Source organism: Rhizobium sp. P1_E1 (genome assembly GCF_056406015.1).
Genome location: NZ_JBFUAY010000029.1, coordinates 13,762 through 29,258, shown reverse-complemented (window position 1 = coordinate 29,258; position 15,497 = coordinate 13,762). Strand labels below are relative to the sequence as shown.

The following is a 15,497-nucleotide window of genomic DNA, read 5'->3' as shown; positions in this document are numbered from 1 at the left end:
TCGGGCTGGGCTACTGCTCCGCGATCTTAATCGGGAGGTTGCCATGTTGCAGCAGAGCCGGCCGACCGGCGAATTTCTTGCCGGAATGCGCGCCATCTTTCCACTTGTCGTCGCCGTTGCTCCGATCGGCCTGGTTTTCGGCGCGATTTCGGCCACCAAGGGGCTTTCGGTCTTGGAAACAGCGCTGATGAGCGCGCTGGTCTTTGCCGGTGGCTCGCAGTTCGTGGCAATGGATATATGGGCGCATCCGGCAAGCTGGGTCGGCGTCGGCTTTGCCACCCTGCTGGTCAACATCCGCCATGTGCTGATGAGCGCTTCCATCGGCATGAAGATGCAGTCCTTCTCCACCATCAGGCGCTATGCCGCCATGTTGTTCCTTGCCGACGAACTCTGGGCCATGGCGGAGTTCCGCGCCGGCAGCACACGGCTGACGCCCGTATGGTATGCCGGTATCGTCATGCCCTTCTATGCCGCCTGGGTCGGCTCTTCGCTGGCAGGCGCGTTGCTCGGCGCCTTTCTGGGCGATCCCGCGGTCATCGGTCTCGATTTCGCCTTTCCGGCCGTGTTTGTCGTGCTGGTCATGGGCTTCTGGAAGGGACCGGAAACGGGCGCAATTCTGGCCGCGAGCGGAATTGCAGCCGTTGTCGTCCATCATTTCGTGCCGGGCGTCTGGTATATCGCAGCCGGTGCTTTGGCCGGACTGGTGATGGCTTTCTGGAAGGGTCGGGTACAGGAGCAGGCCGCATGACGCTTGATATCAATACCCTGCTTGCCATCCTCGCTATGGCATTCGCGACGATTTTCACGCGCATCAGTGGTCTCGTCCTCATCCGTCATGTGCAGCTGGACGAACGCTGGAAAACGGCGATTGAGGCGATCCCGCCGGCGGTCCTGATGGCGGTGATAGCTCCGACCGCCTTTGCGACCGGCTGGGCGGAGACACTGGCATGTGCCGCAACGGCGCTGGCCGCCCGCCGCCTGCCGATGCTYGCCAGCGTCGTCGTCGGCGTTGTGGCGGTGGCCTTGTTGCGGGCCGCAGTTTTCTAAGGGAAATTGACCCGGAAAACCGCGTCAATGTTCCTCGTACTGTGTGAAGGAAGGATCGGCGAGATCGGCAAAGCGCGTGAATTCTGACTGGAAGGCGAGTTTCACCGTGCCCGTCGGCCCGTGGCGCTGCTTGGCGATGATGACGTCGGCCGTGCCCTTCACCTTGTCGAACAGCGCTTCCCATTCCGGATATTTCGGATCGTGGATGTCGCGCGGCTCCGAATTCTTGACGTAATATTCCTCGCGGAACACGAAGAGCACAACGTCGGCATCCTGCTCGATCGAGCCGGATTCGCGAAGGTCGGACAGCTGCGGCCGCTTGTCGTCGCGGCTTTCGACCTGACGCGAGAGCTGCGACAGCGCGATGATCGGAACGTTGAGCTCCTTGCCGAGCGCCTTGAGGCCGGTGGTGATCTGGGTGATTTCCTGCACGCGGTTGTCGCTGGATTTGCCCGAACCGGTCATCAGCTGAATGTAGTCGACCACAAGCACGTCGAGGCCGCGCTGGCGCTTGAGGCGGCGGGCGCGCGCCGAAAGCTGGGCGATCGAGATACCGCCGGTCTGGTCGATATAGAGCGGCACCTTCTGCATCATCATCGAGCAGGCGACGAGCTTTTCGAAATCGGCATCGTTGATGTCGCCGCGGCGGATCTTCGAGGAGGAGACTTCCGTCTGCTCGGAGATGATACGGGTGGCGAGCTGTTCCGACGACATTTCGAGCGAATAGAAGCCGACGACGCCGCCGTTCTTCGCCTTCATGCTGCCGTCCGACTGGACTTCGCCTTCGTAGGCGGCGGCAATATTATAGGCAATGTTGGTGGCAAGCGAGGTCTTGCCCATGCCGGGGCGTCCGGCCAGCACGATCAAGTCCGAACGCTGCAGGCCGCCCATCTTGGAATCCAGCGAATGGATGCCGGTGGAAATGCCGGAAAGCCCGCCGTCACGTTCCTTGGCGACGGCCGCCATGTCGATGGCTAGCGCAACGGCATCGTTGAAGGCCTGGAAGCCGCCGTCGTAGCGGCCGTTTTCCGCCAATTCGAAGAGGCGGCGTTCCGTATCCTCGATCTGCGACTGCGGCGGCATGTCGAGCGGCGCGTCATAGGCGATATTGACGACATCTTCGCCGATGGTGATCAGCGCCCGGCGCAGCGCCAGGTCGTAGATCGCCCGGCCGTAATCCTCGGCATTGATGACGGTGACGGCATTGCTGACGAGACTCGCCAGATATTGCGAAACCGTCATGTCGCCGACCTTCTCGTCGGCTTTCAGGAAGGTCTTGATCGTCACCGGGTTGGCGATCTTGCCCATGCGGATGATATCGCCGGCAACCTCGAAGATCTTCCGGTGCAGCGGTTCATAGAGATGGATCGGCTTCAGGAAGTCCGACACCCGGTAATAGGCGTCGTTGTTCATCAGGATCGCACCCAGAAGCGCCTGCTCGGCTTCGATATTGTTGGGTGCTTCGCGATAATGCTGCTCCGACGGGGCAACAGCTGTAATCTTTCGAGCGGCGTCGTTCATCATCATCCGTTCTGTCTTTTTCCAGCTCCGGATTTGCAATTCCGGACGCGAAAATCAAGAGGCTACGAAAGGAGCGGGGGCTCGCTTCGCCTAAATCCTGAACGCTGTGCACGTTGTTCGACTTCTCCACAGTCTTGGGCGACACAAAGGAGAAATACTGGCAGTGTCACCCGCACGACACGGTATGGCGCCGACTCAGMCCATCCGTTTCGGAGAACGCTACTTTAGCGCGATGCCATAAGGCACGCAGCAAAAACATCCGGACAATCCCCTTAAAAAGCGACCCAGTCCACTACGCCTATGGAAGGGATGGAAACGAAAAAGCCCGGCGCGGTGGCCGGGCTTCCCTGTCGCGGATCGCTCCGACGAAATTATGCTTCGTTTTCGTCGACGCCGTCGGCTTCCGGATCGAAGAAGTCTTCCGGACGCAGCGCGTCTTCGTCGACGCCGTAGATCGCGTCGACCGAGGTGAGTTCTTCGCCCTTGGACTGGCGCTCTGCCTCTTCGGCCGAACGGGCAACGTTCAGCTCGACGTGGATTTCGACTTCGGCATGCAGCTGCAGTTCGACCTTGTGCAGGCCGATCGACTTGATCGGCGTGTTGAGGTGGACCTGGTTGCGGCCGATGTTGAAGCCTTCGGCGGCGAGAATCTCGACTACGTCACGGGCAGCAACCGAACCGTAGAGCTGGCCGGTTTCGCCGGCGGAACGCACGACGATGAAGGACTTGCCGTCGAGAACGTCGGCGACCTTCTGGGCTTCCGACTTGCGCTCGAGGTTGCGGGCTTCGAGCGTCGCACGCTCGGCTTCGAAGCGGGTCTTGTTGGCGGCGTTGGCGCGCAGCGCCTTGCCGAGCGGCAGCAGGTAGTTACGGGCAAAGCCGTCGCGAACCTTTACGGTTTCGCCCATCTGGCCGAGCTTGGAGATGCGTTCGAGAAGGATGACTTCCATTTTCTTTTTCCTTTCTTGTGTCTCAGATTTTCGTATCGGATTGTTTGGGGGCATCAGCATCTTTCGTCGGGGTCAGCGCGATCGCCTTGCGCGTATCGCTGAGACCGAGAACGAGGATGAGGAGAGCTGGCAGCAGCATGAGCATCGAGGCCAGATAGCAGAGGATGAGAGCCGGTATGCGCCAGTCCTTGCCGCGCGTGCGGAAATGCAGCGAGGCGAAACCGGAAAGCATGAAGCCGGCGCCGAAGGTGCCGATCACGGTCGCACCGACCAGCGCCGGAATGCCGCCGAAAAAGCAGGCGGCAAGCCCGGCCAGGAAGATGAAGATCGAGTTGCGGTTCATGCGCAGCGACGAGGGAATATCCTCGCGCGGGCGAAGGCCGCGGCCGGACGCTGAGACGATGCGCACGGCGAAGTAATAGGCGGCAAACAGCATGCTGACCCACATGCCGCCCTGCAAAGCCGGCAGCATCAGCAGGATCAGCGACTTGGTCTGCGCAGTCGCCGCCGGATCGGGCATGAATTCCGGCTGCTGCTGCTTGAGCGAGGTGATCAGCAGATCGACGATCGGATCGGTAATCTCAGGCCCGTAGCCGATGATCACACCGATGACGATGACGGCGAGCGTCACCAGACCGCAGAGATGCAGCAGGATATCGGAGAGCGGATACCAGGCAAGCAGATGGTCGGGGCCGCCGAGTTCGGCGGCCGGACGCGCCAGATTGGCGAGATGGCTGAGCCAACCGGCCGGCAGAAGCGTCACCAGCGTCATGATCAGCGCGAAGGAGGGCGAAATCAAGATCGCCCCGAGGGCCGCAGCGGTGACGACGGCCGAGACCGCGGCGGCATTGCCCCATCCGAGCCCGACGATCAGGATCGGCAGCGCCGAGGCCGTGTAGAGAAGCGCGCTGAAAAACGACGGCTGCATGCTCGCGCCCAGCACCAGCAGGGCGGCGGTCAATCCGGCGAGTGCGCCGATCAGCAGCGTTCTAATGTTCGGTCGTTTCAAGGTCGCTGTCCTGCTTCATCAAGCAGTTAGAGGATGTTGCTGAATCAAATTCAGAAACGTCTCAACATGGGTTTTAAGAGTTCCGATCCGCGCCCATCGCGGAAGGGAGAAGGGAAGGCACGAATGCCTTCCCTCAAAAGTATTGGCGTCGACCGATCAGGCGACGACGTAGGGCAGCAGGCCGAGGAAACGGGCGCGCTTGATCGCCTGGGCGAGTTCGCGCTGCTTCTTCTGGGAAACGGCCGTGATGCGGGACGGAACGATCTTGCCGCGCTCGGAAATGTAGCGCTGCAGCAGGCGTACGTCCTTGTAGTCGATCCGCGGCGCATTGGCGCCGGAGAACGGGCAGGTCTTGCGGCGGCGATGGAACGGGCGGCGGACCGGAGCGGAGGAAGTTTCAGACATATCTCAGATCTCCCTTATACACGGTCTTCGCGCGGACGGCGCGGACGGTCGTCACGGTCGCCGAAGCCACCTTCACGCGGCGGGCGCGGGCCGCGATCGCGATCACCGAAGCCGCCTTCACGCGGGCCACGGCCGCCTTCACGCGGACGGTCATCACGGTCGCGCTTCTGCATCATTGCAGACGGACCTTCTTCATGCTTCTCGACGGCGATCGTCATGTAGCGAAGAACGTCTTCGCTGATGCGCATCTGACGTTCCATTTCCTGGACGGCAGCAGCCGGGGCATCAATGTCCATCAGGGCGTAGTGCGCCTTGCGGTTCTTCTTGATGCGGTAGGTGAGGGACTTGAGGCCCCAGTTCTCGATACGCCCGACCTTACCGCCATTCGCTTCGATCACACCCTTGTACTGTTCTACGAGGGCATCGACCTGCTGAGCGGAAATATCCTGCCGGGCAAGGAATACATGTTCATAAAGAGCCATGACAGCTTTGCCTTTCTTGCGTTTGGTTCAACCCGATATTCGGCGGCTAAGCCTCAACGACTGCTCCTGATTGGGCGGACCCAGGCAAGAAAGCGTTTCCGAGACGGTCGAGAGCGGAGACACGGGAGGCTGGAACGCTTCCGTTCCGAACGATTTCCGAGAGGAAACCGGCCCTCCGTTCAGCCACCAGCCAGAAGACCGGGTTAACGAACAGGGCGGCTTATACGGATTTTTCGCGGAAAGGCAAGCGCAATCGGACAATCGAACCCGACGCAGACCGGTGAGTAGAGCGTGATGCCGAAAACTGTGAGCGGTTTTCGGGCGACATCATGCTCCCCATCCTGTTCGGCGTCGGGCAGGCGTTAAAGGAAGATGATCAAAGCGTCAGCGGATACTGCCGGTGCACCTTGGCGATCTCCGTGAGCACCTCGTCCGAAAGCGTTAGGTCGGCCGCACTGATATCGACTTTCAACTGCTCCATCGAGGTTGCGCCGATGATGACCGACGCCATGAACGGCCTTGATCGGCAGAAGGCAAGCGCCATCGCTGCCGGATCGAGACCATATCTGGCCGCGATCTGCAGATAGGCTTTGGTCGCCGGCTCTTGCAGGGGCTGCAGGCGGCCTCCGATATCGGGGTTGATCGAACCGCGCGAACCCTTCGGCCTGACACCATCGACATATTTTCCGGAGAGGATGCCGCCGGCGAGCGGCGAATAAGCGAGCAGCCCTACATCCTCGTGATGCGAGAGCTCGGCGAGATCGAGATCGAAATGGCGGTAGAGCAGATTATATTCGTTCTGGACGCTCGCAACGCGCGGCAGGTTCTTCTGTTCGGAGAGCGTCAGATATTTCTGTATGCCCCAGGTGGTCTCGTTGGAAAGACCGATCGCGCGGATCTTGCCTTCCTTCACCAGCGCACCGAGCGTTTCCAGGATGTCGAGCATATTGGCGACGGCCTCGTCGCGATCCTGGTTGAAGGGATTGTAGCTCCAGTTCTGGCGGAAATGGAAATGGCCGCGGTTCGGCCAGTGGATCTGGTAGAGGTCGATATAATCGGTCTTCAGCCGCGCCAGACTGGCCTCGAGCGCCAGGCGGATATTCTTTGCATCGGCACCTTCGCCGCCGCGTATATAGTCGCGGCCGCGGCCTGCGACCTTGGTGGCGAGCACGATATCGCCGCGCTTGCCGGTCTTCTTGAGCCAACTGCCGATATAGTCTTCGGTCCAGCCCTGTGTCGCCGCCGAAACCGGGGTGGTCGGATAAAGCTCGGCCGTGTCGAAGAAATTGACGCCCTTTTCGACGGCGTAGTCCATCTGCGCATGAGCATCGGCTTCGCTGTTCTGCGAACCCCAGGTCATGGTGYCAAGGCAAATCTCTGAAACGGAAATCTCAGTGCGGCCTAGTGAATTGTACTTCATGAAAAAAACCTTGGGAGAGAGGTGAAAGCCTTGGGGAGGTCCGCGCAAATCTAGGCTGGATTTGGCGGAGCGCAAGAGCAAAAACCGGGCTTTTGCGCCGGTGCGAAAGGCTTTGCGGAGAATGAGGCGCCACTTGACTCTGCCGGAAAGAATGTCAATTGGAGGCAAAACAGCCTTAAGGGGCGTAATCAGGGACATGAAAATGACCATCGCTTTCACTTTTCCCGGTCAGGGCAGTCAGGCCGTCGGCATGGGCAAGGATCTCGCCGAGAATTTCGCGGAAGCTCGCGCCGTTTTCGAAGAGGTCGATCAGGCGCTCGGTGAAAAGCTTTCGGACGTCATGTTCAACGGTCCCGAGGATACGTTGACGTTGACGGCGAATGCCCAGCCGGCGCTGATGGCCGTCTCGATCGCCGTCGTCCGCGTTCTCGAAGCCAAAGGGCTGGATCTGAAGTCGAAGATCGCCTACGTCGCCGGTCATTCGCTCGGCGAATATTCGGCACTTTGCGCCGCCGGCACCTTTTCGCTCGCCGACACCGCGCGGCTGTTGCGCATCCGCGGCAATGCCATGCAGGCGGCCGTCCCAGTCGGCGTCGGCGCTATGGCCGCGATCATCGGCCTCGAACATGCCGACGTCGTTGCCGTTTGCGAGGCAGCGGCCGCTGCCGGCGCCTGCCAGATCGCCAACGACAATGGCGGCGGCCAGATCGTCATCTCGGGCGAGAAGGCAGCCGTCGAAAAGGCGGCCGGCCTTGCGACCGACAAGGGCGCCAAGCGCGCCATCCTGCTGCCGGTCTCCGCTCCGTTCCATTCGACACTGATGGCGCCGGCCGCCAACGCCATGCGCGAAGCGCTGGCAACTGTCGCCAAATCCGATCCGGTCGTGCCTGTCATCGCCAATGTCCGTGCTGCGCCCGTGACAGGCGCCGACGAGATCGCCAGCCTCCTGGTCGAGCAGGTGACCGGCCAGGTCCGCTGGCGCGAGACGGTGGAATGGTTCGCCGGAAATGGCGTCACGACGCTTTATGAACTCGGTTCCGGCAAGGTGCTGACCGGCCTTGCCCGCCGCATCGACAAGACGATCAACGGCATCTCCGTCAACGGTCCGGCGGATATCGACGCGGCCGTCGCCGCCCTCATGGCCTGATTGGTATCTCCAGATATAAGGAACGTTTCCATGTTCGATCTTTCCGGCCGCAAGGCTCTCGTCACCGGCGCATCCGGCGGTATCGGCGAGGAAATCGCCCGCCTTCTTCATAAGCAGGGCGCTATCGTCGGCCTGCACGGCACCCGCGTCGAGAAACTGGAAGCGCTGGCCGCCGATCTCGGCGAGCGCGTCAAGATCTTCCCGGCCAATCTGTCCGACCGCGATGAGGTCAAGGCGCTCGGCCAGAAGGCCGAAGCCGACCTCGAAGGCGTCGATATTCTCGTCAACAATGCCGGCATCACCCGCGACGGGCTCTTTGTACGCATGAGCGACGAGGATTGGGACGCCGTCCTCGAAGTGAACCTGACATCGACGTTCCGCCTGACGCGCGAATTGACGCATCCGATGATGCGTCGCCGCTATGGCCGCATCATCAACATCACCTCCGTCGTCGGCGTCACCGGCAATCCAGGGCAGGCCAATTACTGCGCCTCCAAGGCCGGCATGATCGGCTTCACCAAGTCCTTGGCGCAGGAAATTGCCACCCGCAACGTGACGGTCAATTGCGTGGCACCGGGCTTCATCGAGAGCGCCATGACCGGCAAGCTGAACGACAAGCAGAAKGAAGCGATCATGGGGGCGATCCCGATGAAGCGCATGGGCACGGGCGGCGAGGTCGCTTCGGCGGTGGCTTACCTTGCGTCCTCCGAGGCTGCTTACATGACGGGTCAGACGCTGCACGTAAACGGCGGCATGGCGATGATCTGAAACGACAAACTGTTGGCATGGGAATATTTCCGCCAATAGCATGTTGAGCAATCACGAACCGTTGATTTTCTGGCTTTGCGGCAGACATAAAGCATGTTAAGCGGGCCATGACTGTCAACAGTCGTCCCGAGAAAGCAGACGGACCGGCGGGCTATTTTGCAAGCCTGGGACATCTCTGAAGCCGGGTAAACGAGTTTGCCGAGGATGTCTGAAAACATCGCAGGCTGAAACAGGGTAGGGGTGCCGCGATGGCATTCCGATCAGGACATAAGGTCGAGGAAACCGACATGAGCGATATCGCAGAACGCGTAAAGAAAATTGTTATTGATCATCTTGGCGTTGATGCCGACAAGGTCGTCGAGAGCGCCAGCTTTATCGACGATCTGGGCGCTGACTCGCTCGACACGGTCGAACTTGTCATGGCTTTCGAAGAAGAATTCGGCGTTGAAATTCCTGACGACGCTGCCGACTCGATCCTGACGGTCGGCGATGCAGTGAAGTTTATTGAGAAGGCCCAGGCCTGATCCTGTGAATTTGAGAAAGGGCGGGCCTGGAGTCCGCCCTTTTCTTTTCGGCATACTTCTCCATAGAACATAAGAGGCGGGGGAAAGCACGCGATGAGACGTGTCGTCATCACCGGTACCGGCATGGTATCACCCTTGGGATGCGGAACCGAGGTGACGTGGTCGCGGCTGCTTGCCGGTCAGAACGGCGCCCGCCTCGTCACCGAATTCGAGGTCGATGACCTTCCCGCCAAGATCGCCTGCCGTATTCCTATCGGTGACGGCACCGACGGCACCTTCAATGTCGATCAGTGGATGGAGCCGAAGGAGCAGCGCAAGGTCGATCCCTTCATCATCTACGGCATGGCCGCCGCCGACATGGCGCTTGCCGATGCCGGCTGGCATCCTGAAACCGATGAGGACCAGATCGCCACCGGCGTGCTGATCGGCTCTGGCATTGGTGGTATCGAAGGCATCGTCGAGGCGGGTTACACCCTGCGCGACAAGGGCCCGCGCCGTATCTCGCCCTTCTTCATTCCCGGCCGCCTGATCAACCTCGTCTCCGGCCAGGTCTCGATCCGCCACAAGCTGCGCGGACCCAATCATTCGGTCGTCACCGCCTGCTCGACGGGTGCGCATGCGATCGGCGATGCCGCGCGGCTGATCGCGCTGGGTGACGCCGACGTCATGGTCGCCGGCGGCACGGAATCCCCCGTCAGCCGCATTTCGCTTGCAGGCTTTGCCGCTTGCAAGGCGCTGTCGACCCAGCACAACGACGACCCGCAGAAGGCTTCGCGCCCCTATGATCGCGACCGCGATGGCTTCGTCATGGGCGAAGGCGCCGGCATCGTCGTGCTCGAGGAACTGGAACACGCCAAGGCGCGCGGCGCCAGGATCTACGCCGAAATCGTCGGCTACGGCCTGTCAGGCGATGCCTATCACATCACTGCGCCGTCCGAAGACGGCGATGGTGCCGGCCGCTGCATGGCGATGGCGCTGAAGCGCGCCGGGCTGACGCCGGCCGATATCGATTACATCAACGCCCACGGTACCTCGACCATGGCCGATACGATCGAACTCGGCGCCGTCGAGCGGTTGGTCGGCAACGCGGCGTCGAAGATCTCCATGTCTYCGACCAAGTCGGCGACTGGACACCTTCTCGGTGCAGCCGGCGCCATCGAGGCGATCTTCACCACGCTCGCCATCCGCGACAATATCGCTCCGCCGACGCTCAATCTCGACAATCCCGAACGTGAGACGGCGATCGATCTTGTTCCGCATAAGGCTCGTGAGCGGGAAATCAATGTGGCGCTGTCCAACTCGTTCGGATTCGGCGGCACGAACGCGTCGCTCGTGCTGCGCCGTTACGCGCAATAAAAGTCCTGTGCGGTGGCGGGTCTCCCTTACACCGCAACCGGCCGTCCTCTACGTTGCGTAGGAGGGCGTGCGAAAGCATAACGACCGGCAACGGCGTCTTTGAACGGCGGCAGAACCTGCTTTTGCCGCATTGCTTCGCGAAATAGCGAAGTGAGGGTCAAGTTTTAGAGGATTGCCGGTGAGCGATACGACGAACCAGAGCAACGATAGCCAGGCGCAGAAGGGACCGATCATCCCGAAGTCGCCGAACGAAGCCCTGCGTCCTGAGCGTGTCCCGGAGCCGCCGCGGCGGTCCAGGAAAGCCCGCGGCCAGGTCGTTCTTTTCCTGAACTTCATCATGACGCTGGCGGTTCTGGTCTGCGTCGTCGCCGTCATCGGCTTCTACTATGCCACATCGACCTATCGGAACCCGGGTCCGCTGCAGACCAACACCAATTTCATCGTCCGCAACGGCGCTGGTCTGGCCGAAATCGCCTCGAACCTCGAGCGCAACGCAATCATCAGCGATGCCCGCATTTTCCGCTATCTCACGGCAACGCATCTTTCTGCCGGTGAGAGCCTGAAGGCGGGTGAGTACGAGATCAAGGCGAAGGCCTCCATGAGCGATATCATGGAGCTTCTGAAATCGGGCAAGTCCATTCTCTATTCCGTTTCCTTCCCTGAGGGCTTGACGGTCCGCCAGATGTTCGACCGCATGCTGCAGGATACCGTGCTCGAAGGTGACTTGCCGGCCGCACTGCCGACCGAGGGCAGCCTGCGTCCGGATACCTACAAATTCTCGCGCGGCACCAAGCGCGCGGAGATCATCGACCAGATGGCGGCTGCGCAGCAGAAGCTCGTCGATCAGATCTGGGACAAGCGCGACTCCTCGCTGCCGCTGCGATCCAAAGTGGAATTCGTGACACTCGCCTCGATCGTCGAAAAGGAAACCGGCGTTCCCGACGAGCGTGCCCATGTCGCCTCCGTTTTCCTGAACAGGCTCGGCAAGGGCATGCGCCTGCAGTCCGATCCGACGATCATCTACGGTCTCTTCGGCGGCGAGGGCAAACCCGCCGACCGGCCCATCTACCAGTCGGACCTCAAGCGGGACACACCTTACAACACCTATGTCATCAAGGGTCTGCCGCCGACGCCGATCGCCAATCCCGGCAAGGATGCGCTGGAAGCCGTCGCCAATCCCTGGAAGACACAGGACCTTTATTTCGTCGCCGACGGCACTGGTGGCCACGTTTTCGCTGCGACGCTCGAGGAGCACAATGCCAACGTCAAGCGCTGGCGCAAGCTCGAAGCCGACAAGGGCTCGGACCCGAACATCGCAGTCGACGGCCAGCCGGAAGAGCAGCCGGCGGATAATGGCGCCACCGTCGTGCCGCCGAAGAAAAAGAAGATCAACTGATACTTTCGGGAGGCACGCATGGCTTTGCAGTCCATGACCGGTTTTGCACGGCGCGAGGGAACGAGCGGCCGCTGGCGCTGGGCATGGGAATTGCGCTCGGTCAACGGCAAGGGCTTCGACCTGCGCCTGCGCCTGCCGCCTGGCCTCGAGCGCATGGAGGCAGACGTCCGCCGTCTCGCCGGCGAAAGCTTCAGCCGCGGCAACCTGCAGGCATCGCTATCCGTCACCGCCGACGAGAACCGTTTCGAGGCGGTGCTGAACAGGGAGGCGCTCGCTGCGGTGCTGGCTATGCGCGAGCAATTGGACGGTGTCATCGACCCGGCGCCGCTGAAGCTCGATACGCTGCTCCTGGTGCGCGGCATCGTGGAATTCCGCGAAAGCGAGGATGGCGAGGAGGCGCTTGCCGCCCGTGACGCCGAGATCGCTGCCGGCTTGCTGGCCGCGCTTTCCGATCTGAGAGCAATGCGCGAACAGGAAGGTTCGGCGCTGACGCGTATCCTCCTCGACCATGTCACGACGATCGAAGGCCTGACACGAACGATCGAGCTCGATCCGTCTCGCTCGCCGCAGGAGATCGCCGCGCGGCTGGTCGCGCAGGTCGCCTTGTTGATGGATGGCATGGCCGCACTCGACCGCGACAGGCTGCATGCCGAAGCCGCACTGCTGGCGACCAAAGCGGATCTGCGCGAGGAAATCGATCGTCTCAAGGCTCATGTCGCCGCAGCGCGCGATCTCCTGGTGAAAGGTGGGCCTGCCGGGCGCCGGCTGGACTTCCTTGCACAGGAATTTAACCGCGAATCGAATACCATCTGCTCGAAGTCGAACGCCTCGGCGGTCACCGCTGCCGGCATCGAGTTGAAAGTCGTGATCGACCAGTTCCGCGAGCAGGTCCAGAATTTGGAGTAAGACATGAACCCGGCGAAATCCTCGCCCGTGCAGATCGCCCGCCGCGGTCTGATGCTTGTCATCTCGTCGCCGTCGGGCGCCGGCAAGTCCACCATCGCGCGCACGCTTCTGGAGACCGACAGGCAAATCGGTCTTTCCGTCAGCGTCACCACACGTCATCGCCGCCCGAGCGAAGTCGAGGATGTGCATTACCACTTCAAGAGTGTGCGCGAGTTCGAGCGGCTGCGCGATAGCGACGCGCTGCTCGAATGGGCCGAGGTGCATGGCAATTTCTACGGCACACCGCGCGAGCCGGTCGAGCAGGCCATGGCCGAAGGCCGCGACATGCTCTTTGACATCGATTGGCAGGGCGCCCAGCAATTGCAGGAGAAGATGTCGGCCGACGTGGTCTCGATCTTCGTGCTGCCTCCGACCATGACGGAACTCCAGTCGCGGCTGCATCGCCGTGCCGAGGATTCCGAGGAGGTCATCCAGACGCGCCTCGCCAATAGCCGCGCCGAGATCGCCCACTGGCGCGAATACGACTACGTCATCATAAACGACGATCTCAACGCCGCCCTCGACGCCGTCCAGTCGATCGTCAAGGCCGAACGCCTGCGCCGCGACCGCCGCCATGGCATGTTCGACTTCGTCCGTGCATTGCTGGAAGAGACGCCGTCGCTTTAGAGCAGCTCCTGGGAAAACCGCTTCGCACGTTCCTGGAATTGCCCTACAGGCTGTTTGCCAGAAGGCAGAATTCCGCGACAGATAGGGTTTCCGCCCGCCGCGCCGGATCGATCCCGGCCTTGACAAGCAGGCTCTCGCCGCCGAGCGATTTCAGGCTTTGGCGCAGCATCTTGCGACGTTGGCCGAAAGCGGCCTGCGTCACTTTTTCCAGATTGGCGACAACGCAGGGGATCGGGTTTTCGCGAGGGGTCAGCTGCACGACCGTCGAAGTCACCTTCGGCGGCGGCGTGAAGGCTTGCGGCGGCACGTCGAAGGCCATGCGTGCCTCTGTTCGCCAGCCGCAGAGCACGCCGAGACGGCCGTAATGGTCGTCGTCTTCGTTGGCGACGATGCGCTCGCCGACTTCTTTCTGAAACATCAGCGTCAGCGACTGCCAGAACGGTGGCCAGGCTTTCGGCAGCAGCCAGTTGACCAGCAACTGCGTGCCGACGTTGTAGGGGAGGTTGGCAATGATCTTGATCGGGCCTTCCGGCGCCAATGTCTCGAAATCCGTCTTCAGCGCATCGCCTTCGATCACCTCCAGCCGGCCGGGATAATGATCAGCGATCTCGGCGAGCGCCGGCAGGCAGCGTGTATCCCGCTCGATGGCGATAACCTTCCTGGCGCCGAGCGCCAGGATCGCGCGCGTCAGCCCGCCGGGGCCGGGGCCGACTTCGAAAACGGTCGCATCGTCGAGCGCCCCCGCCGTGCGGGCGATCTTCTGGGTGAGGTTGAGATCGAGCAGGAAATTCTGCCCGAGCGCCTTGCGCGCGTCGAGGCCGTGACGCTGGATCACGTCGCGAAGCGGCGGCAGGCCATCGAGTGCTGCCATCAGCGGCGGCTTTCCGCACTGCGGCCGAGTTGGGCGGCGAGCTTCAGCGCCGCAACAAGGCTCTGCTCGCGCGCCAGTCCCTTGCCGGCGATGCCGAAAGCGGTGCCGTGATCCGGCGAGGTGCGCACGAAGGGAAGCCCGAGCGTCACGTTGATGCTGTCGTCGAAACCAAGTGCCTTGGCTGGGATCAGTGCCTGGTCGTGATACATGCAGACGGCGACGTCGTATCGCGCCCGCGCCTCGTCATGGAACATCGTATCGGCGGGCAGGGGGCCGATCGCATCGATGCCCTCGCCGCGCAGGCGCTCGATCGCCGGTCGGATGATATCCTCGTCCTCCTTGCCGATCGCCCCACCTTCGCCCGCATGCGGGTTGAGGCCGGCAACGGCGAGCCGCGGCGTCTCGATGCCGAAACGCTGCCTCAGGTCTTCATGGGCGATCCGGCAGGTCTCCACGATCAGTTCGCCTGTCAGCGCCTGCGGCACGTCCCGGACTGGAATGTGGATGGTGACGGGAATCGCCCGGAGCTTCGGTCCTGATAACATCATCACCGGTGTCACCGGCCGGCCGGTCGCCCGGGCGGCGAGATCGGCGAGAAATTCGGTATGGCCGGGAAATCGGAAACCCGCCTCGTAGAGCACGGCTTTAGCGATGGGATTGGTGACGACCGCGAGCGCCTCGCCGGTGATGACAAGCGACACGGCTTTCTCGATCGCCGCGATCGTGCCTTTCGCCGTTGCCGCATGCGGCTCGCCGGCCACCACCTCGATACCGGCCGGTATGGTCATGACGGGCAGCGCGTCGGCAAACATGCCGGCGGCCTCGCTGGCTTTATCGGTCTCGCGGATCGAAACCGCCAGATTGAGCTGGCGGGCTCTCAGCGCCAAGACATCAGGATCGCCGATCAGGAAGAAAGGCGGCAGCCCGAGTTCACGCCGCCGGAGCCAGGCCATCAGAGTAATGTCCGGCCCGATGCCGGCGGGATCGCCCTGGGTCAGCGCAAGCGGTCGCGAAAACGGTATCACCATT

The 15,497-nt window shown here is 61.8% G+C and carries 17 protein-coding genes; 9 read left to right on the top strand and 8 right to left on the bottom strand.

What is annotated here, in order from left to right:
• Window positions 1–43: 43 nt before the first annotated feature.
• Both AC1D1Z_RS13230 and AC1D1Z_RS13225 read left to right on the top strand, forming a co-directional pair.
• Entirely contained in the window at window positions 44–748 is a 705-nt protein-coding gene (locus AC1D1Z_RS13230) for an AzlC family ABC transporter permease (protein WP_446983305.1), read from the top strand.
• Entirely contained in the window at window positions 745–1,047 is a 303-nt protein-coding gene (locus AC1D1Z_RS13225) for an AzlD family protein (RefSeq protein WP_018241439.1), read from the top strand. The genes AC1D1Z_RS13230 and AC1D1Z_RS13225 overlap by 4 nt, the downstream gene beginning before the upstream one ends.
• Before the next feature lie 24 nt (window positions 1,048–1,071).
• Here the strand turns inward: AC1D1Z_RS13225 and AC1D1Z_RS13220 are convergent, their stop codons facing one another.
• The 6 genes from AC1D1Z_RS13220 to AC1D1Z_RS13195 all read right to left on the bottom strand — a co-directional run bounded on the left by AC1D1Z_RS13220 (window position 1,072) and on the right by AC1D1Z_RS13195 (window position 6,834).
• Window positions 1,072–2,568 (bottom strand): replicative DNA helicase, encoded by a 1,497-nt coding sequence (locus tag AC1D1Z_RS13220; RefSeq protein ID WP_026188341.1) that lies wholly within the window; start codon window positions 2,566–2,568, stop codon window positions 1,072–1,074.
• 371 nt (window positions 2,569–2,939) lie between these two features.
• Complete coding sequence (gene rplI / locus AC1D1Z_RS13215; protein WP_446983306.1) at window positions 2,940–3,518, bottom strand: 50S ribosomal protein L9; 579 nt, start codon at window positions 3,516–3,518, stop codon at window positions 2,940–2,942.
• Between the two features lie 22 nt (window positions 3,519–3,540).
• Entirely contained in the window at window positions 3,541–4,527 is a 987-nt protein-coding gene (locus AC1D1Z_RS13210; RefSeq protein WP_018241442.1) for a DUF2232 domain-containing protein, read from the bottom strand.
• A gap of 156 nt (window positions 4,528–4,683) precedes the next feature.
• Window positions 4,684–4,932, bottom strand: a complete 249-nt coding sequence (gene rpsR / locus AC1D1Z_RS13205) for a 30S ribosomal protein S18 (RefSeq protein ID WP_003547038.1) — start codon at window positions 4,930–4,932, stop codon at window positions 4,684–4,686.
• A 14-nt stretch (window positions 4,933–4,946) separates the two neighbouring features.
• The gene (gene rpsF, locus AC1D1Z_RS13200) at window positions 4,947–5,414 is read right to left on the bottom strand and encodes a 30S ribosomal protein S6 (RefSeq protein WP_003547040.1); all 468 of its coding nucleotides are present in this window, start codon (window positions 5,412–5,414) and stop codon (window positions 4,947–4,949) included.
• A 376-nt stretch (window positions 5,415–5,790) separates the two neighbouring features.
• Complete coding sequence (locus tag AC1D1Z_RS13195) at window positions 5,791–6,834, bottom strand: aldo/keto reductase (RefSeq protein WP_477850784.1); 1,044 nt, start codon at window positions 6,832–6,834, stop codon at window positions 5,791–5,793.
• A gap of 202 nt (window positions 6,835–7,036) precedes the next feature.
• On the opposite strand from AC1D1Z_RS13195, the gene fabD reads away from it, so the two are divergent.
• The 7 genes from fabD (at window position 7,037) to gmk (ending at window position 13,597) form a co-directional block, all read left to right on the top strand.
• Entirely contained in the window at window positions 7,037–7,981 is a 945-nt protein-coding gene (gene fabD, locus AC1D1Z_RS13190; protein WP_018241445.1) for an ACP S-malonyltransferase, read from the top strand.
• Between the two features lie 30 nt (window positions 7,982–8,011).
• Window positions 8,012–8,749: a 3-oxoacyl-[acyl-carrier-protein] reductase gene (gene fabG / locus AC1D1Z_RS13185; protein WP_477850781.1), complete on the top strand. Its 738-nt coding sequence runs from the start codon at window positions 8,012–8,014 to the stop codon at window positions 8,747–8,749.
• Window positions 8,750–9,036: 287 nt separating this feature from the next.
• Entirely contained in the window at window positions 9,037–9,273 is a 237-nt protein-coding gene (locus tag AC1D1Z_RS13180) for an acyl carrier protein (RefSeq protein ID WP_003547058.1), read from the top strand.
• A gap of 93 nt (window positions 9,274–9,366) precedes the next feature.
• Window positions 9,367–10,629, top strand: a complete 1,263-nt coding sequence (gene fabF / locus AC1D1Z_RS13175; protein ID WP_477850776.1) for a beta-ketoacyl-ACP synthase II — start codon at window positions 9,367–9,369, stop codon at window positions 10,627–10,629.
• A 178-nt stretch (window positions 10,630–10,807) separates the two neighbouring features.
• Window positions 10,808–12,025: an endolytic transglycosylase MltG gene (gene mltG, locus AC1D1Z_RS13170; protein ID WP_026230833.1), complete on the top strand. Its 1,218-nt coding sequence runs from the start codon at window positions 10,808–10,810 to the stop codon at window positions 12,023–12,025.
• 18 nt (window positions 12,026–12,043) lie between these two features.
• Window positions 12,044–12,931, top strand: a complete 888-nt coding sequence (locus AC1D1Z_RS13165; RefSeq protein ID WP_018447417.1) for a YicC/YloC family endoribonuclease — start codon at window positions 12,044–12,046, stop codon at window positions 12,929–12,931.
• Between the two features lie 3 nt (window positions 12,932–12,934).
• On the top strand, window positions 12,935–13,597 hold the full coding sequence (gene gmk, locus AC1D1Z_RS13160; RefSeq protein ID WP_065277875.1) for a guanylate kinase: 663 nt from the start codon (window positions 12,935–12,937) through the stop codon (window positions 13,595–13,597).
• Between the two features lie 43 nt (window positions 13,598–13,640).
• Here the strand turns inward: gmk and rsmA are convergent, their stop codons facing one another.
• On the bottom strand, window positions 13,641–14,468 hold the full coding sequence (gene rsmA / locus AC1D1Z_RS13155) for a 16S rRNA (adenine(1518)-N(6)/adenine(1519)-N(6))-dimethyltransferase RsmA (RefSeq protein ID WP_047621531.1): 828 nt from the start codon (window positions 14,466–14,468) through the stop codon (window positions 13,641–13,643).
• Window positions 14,468–15,496, bottom strand: coding sequence for a 4-hydroxythreonine-4-phosphate dehydrogenase PdxA (gene pdxA, locus AC1D1Z_RS13150; RefSeq protein ID WP_477850772.1), 1,029 nt, complete (start codon window positions 15,494–15,496; stop codon window positions 14,468–14,470). Before pdxA ends, rsmA begins: the two co-directional genes overlap by 1 nt.
• Window position 15,497: the final 1 nt, after the last annotated feature.

Excerpts from the sequence above, each read along its gene's own strand:
- AC1D1Z_RS13230 (WP_446983305.1), top strand. The coding sequence starts at position 44 with ATGTTGCAGCAGAGCCGGCCGACCGGCGAATTTCTTGCCGGAATGCGC.
- AC1D1Z_RS13220 (WP_026188341.1), bottom strand. The coding sequence starts at position 2,568 with ATGAACGACGCCGCTCGAAAGATTACAGCTGTTGCCCCGTCGGAGCAG.
- rplI (WP_446983306.1), bottom strand. The coding sequence starts at position 3,518 with ATGGAAGTCATCCTTCTCGAACGCATCTCCAAGCTCGGCCAGATGGGC.
- rpsR (WP_003547038.1), bottom strand. The coding sequence starts at position 4,932 with ATGTCTGAAACTTCCTCCGCTCCGGTCCGCCGCCCGTTCCATCGCCGC.
- rpsF (WP_003547040.1), bottom strand. The coding sequence starts at position 5,414 with ATGGCTCTTTATGAACATGTATTCCTTGCCCGGCAGGATATTTCCGCT.
- fabD (WP_018241445.1), top strand. The coding sequence starts at position 7,037 with ATGACCATCGCTTTCACTTTTCCCGGTCAGGGCAGTCAGGCCGTCGGC.
- AC1D1Z_RS13180 (WP_003547058.1), top strand. The coding sequence starts at position 9,037 with ATGAGCGATATCGCAGAACGCGTAAAGAAAATTGTTATTGATCATCTT.
- AC1D1Z_RS13165 (WP_018447417.1), top strand. The coding sequence starts at position 12,044 with ATGGCTTTGCAGTCCATGACCGGTTTTGCACGGCGCGAGGGAACGAGC.
- gmk (WP_065277875.1), top strand. The coding sequence starts at position 12,935 with ATGAACCCGGCGAAATCCTCGCCCGTGCAGATCGCCCGCCGCGGTCTG.
- rsmA (WP_047621531.1), bottom strand. The coding sequence starts at position 14,468 with ATGGCAGCACTCGATGGCCTGCCGCCGCTTCGCGACGTGATCCAGCGT.
- pdxA (WP_477850772.1), bottom strand. The coding sequence starts at position 15,496 with ATGGTGATACCGTTTTCGCGACCGCTTGCGCTGACCCAGGGCGATCCC.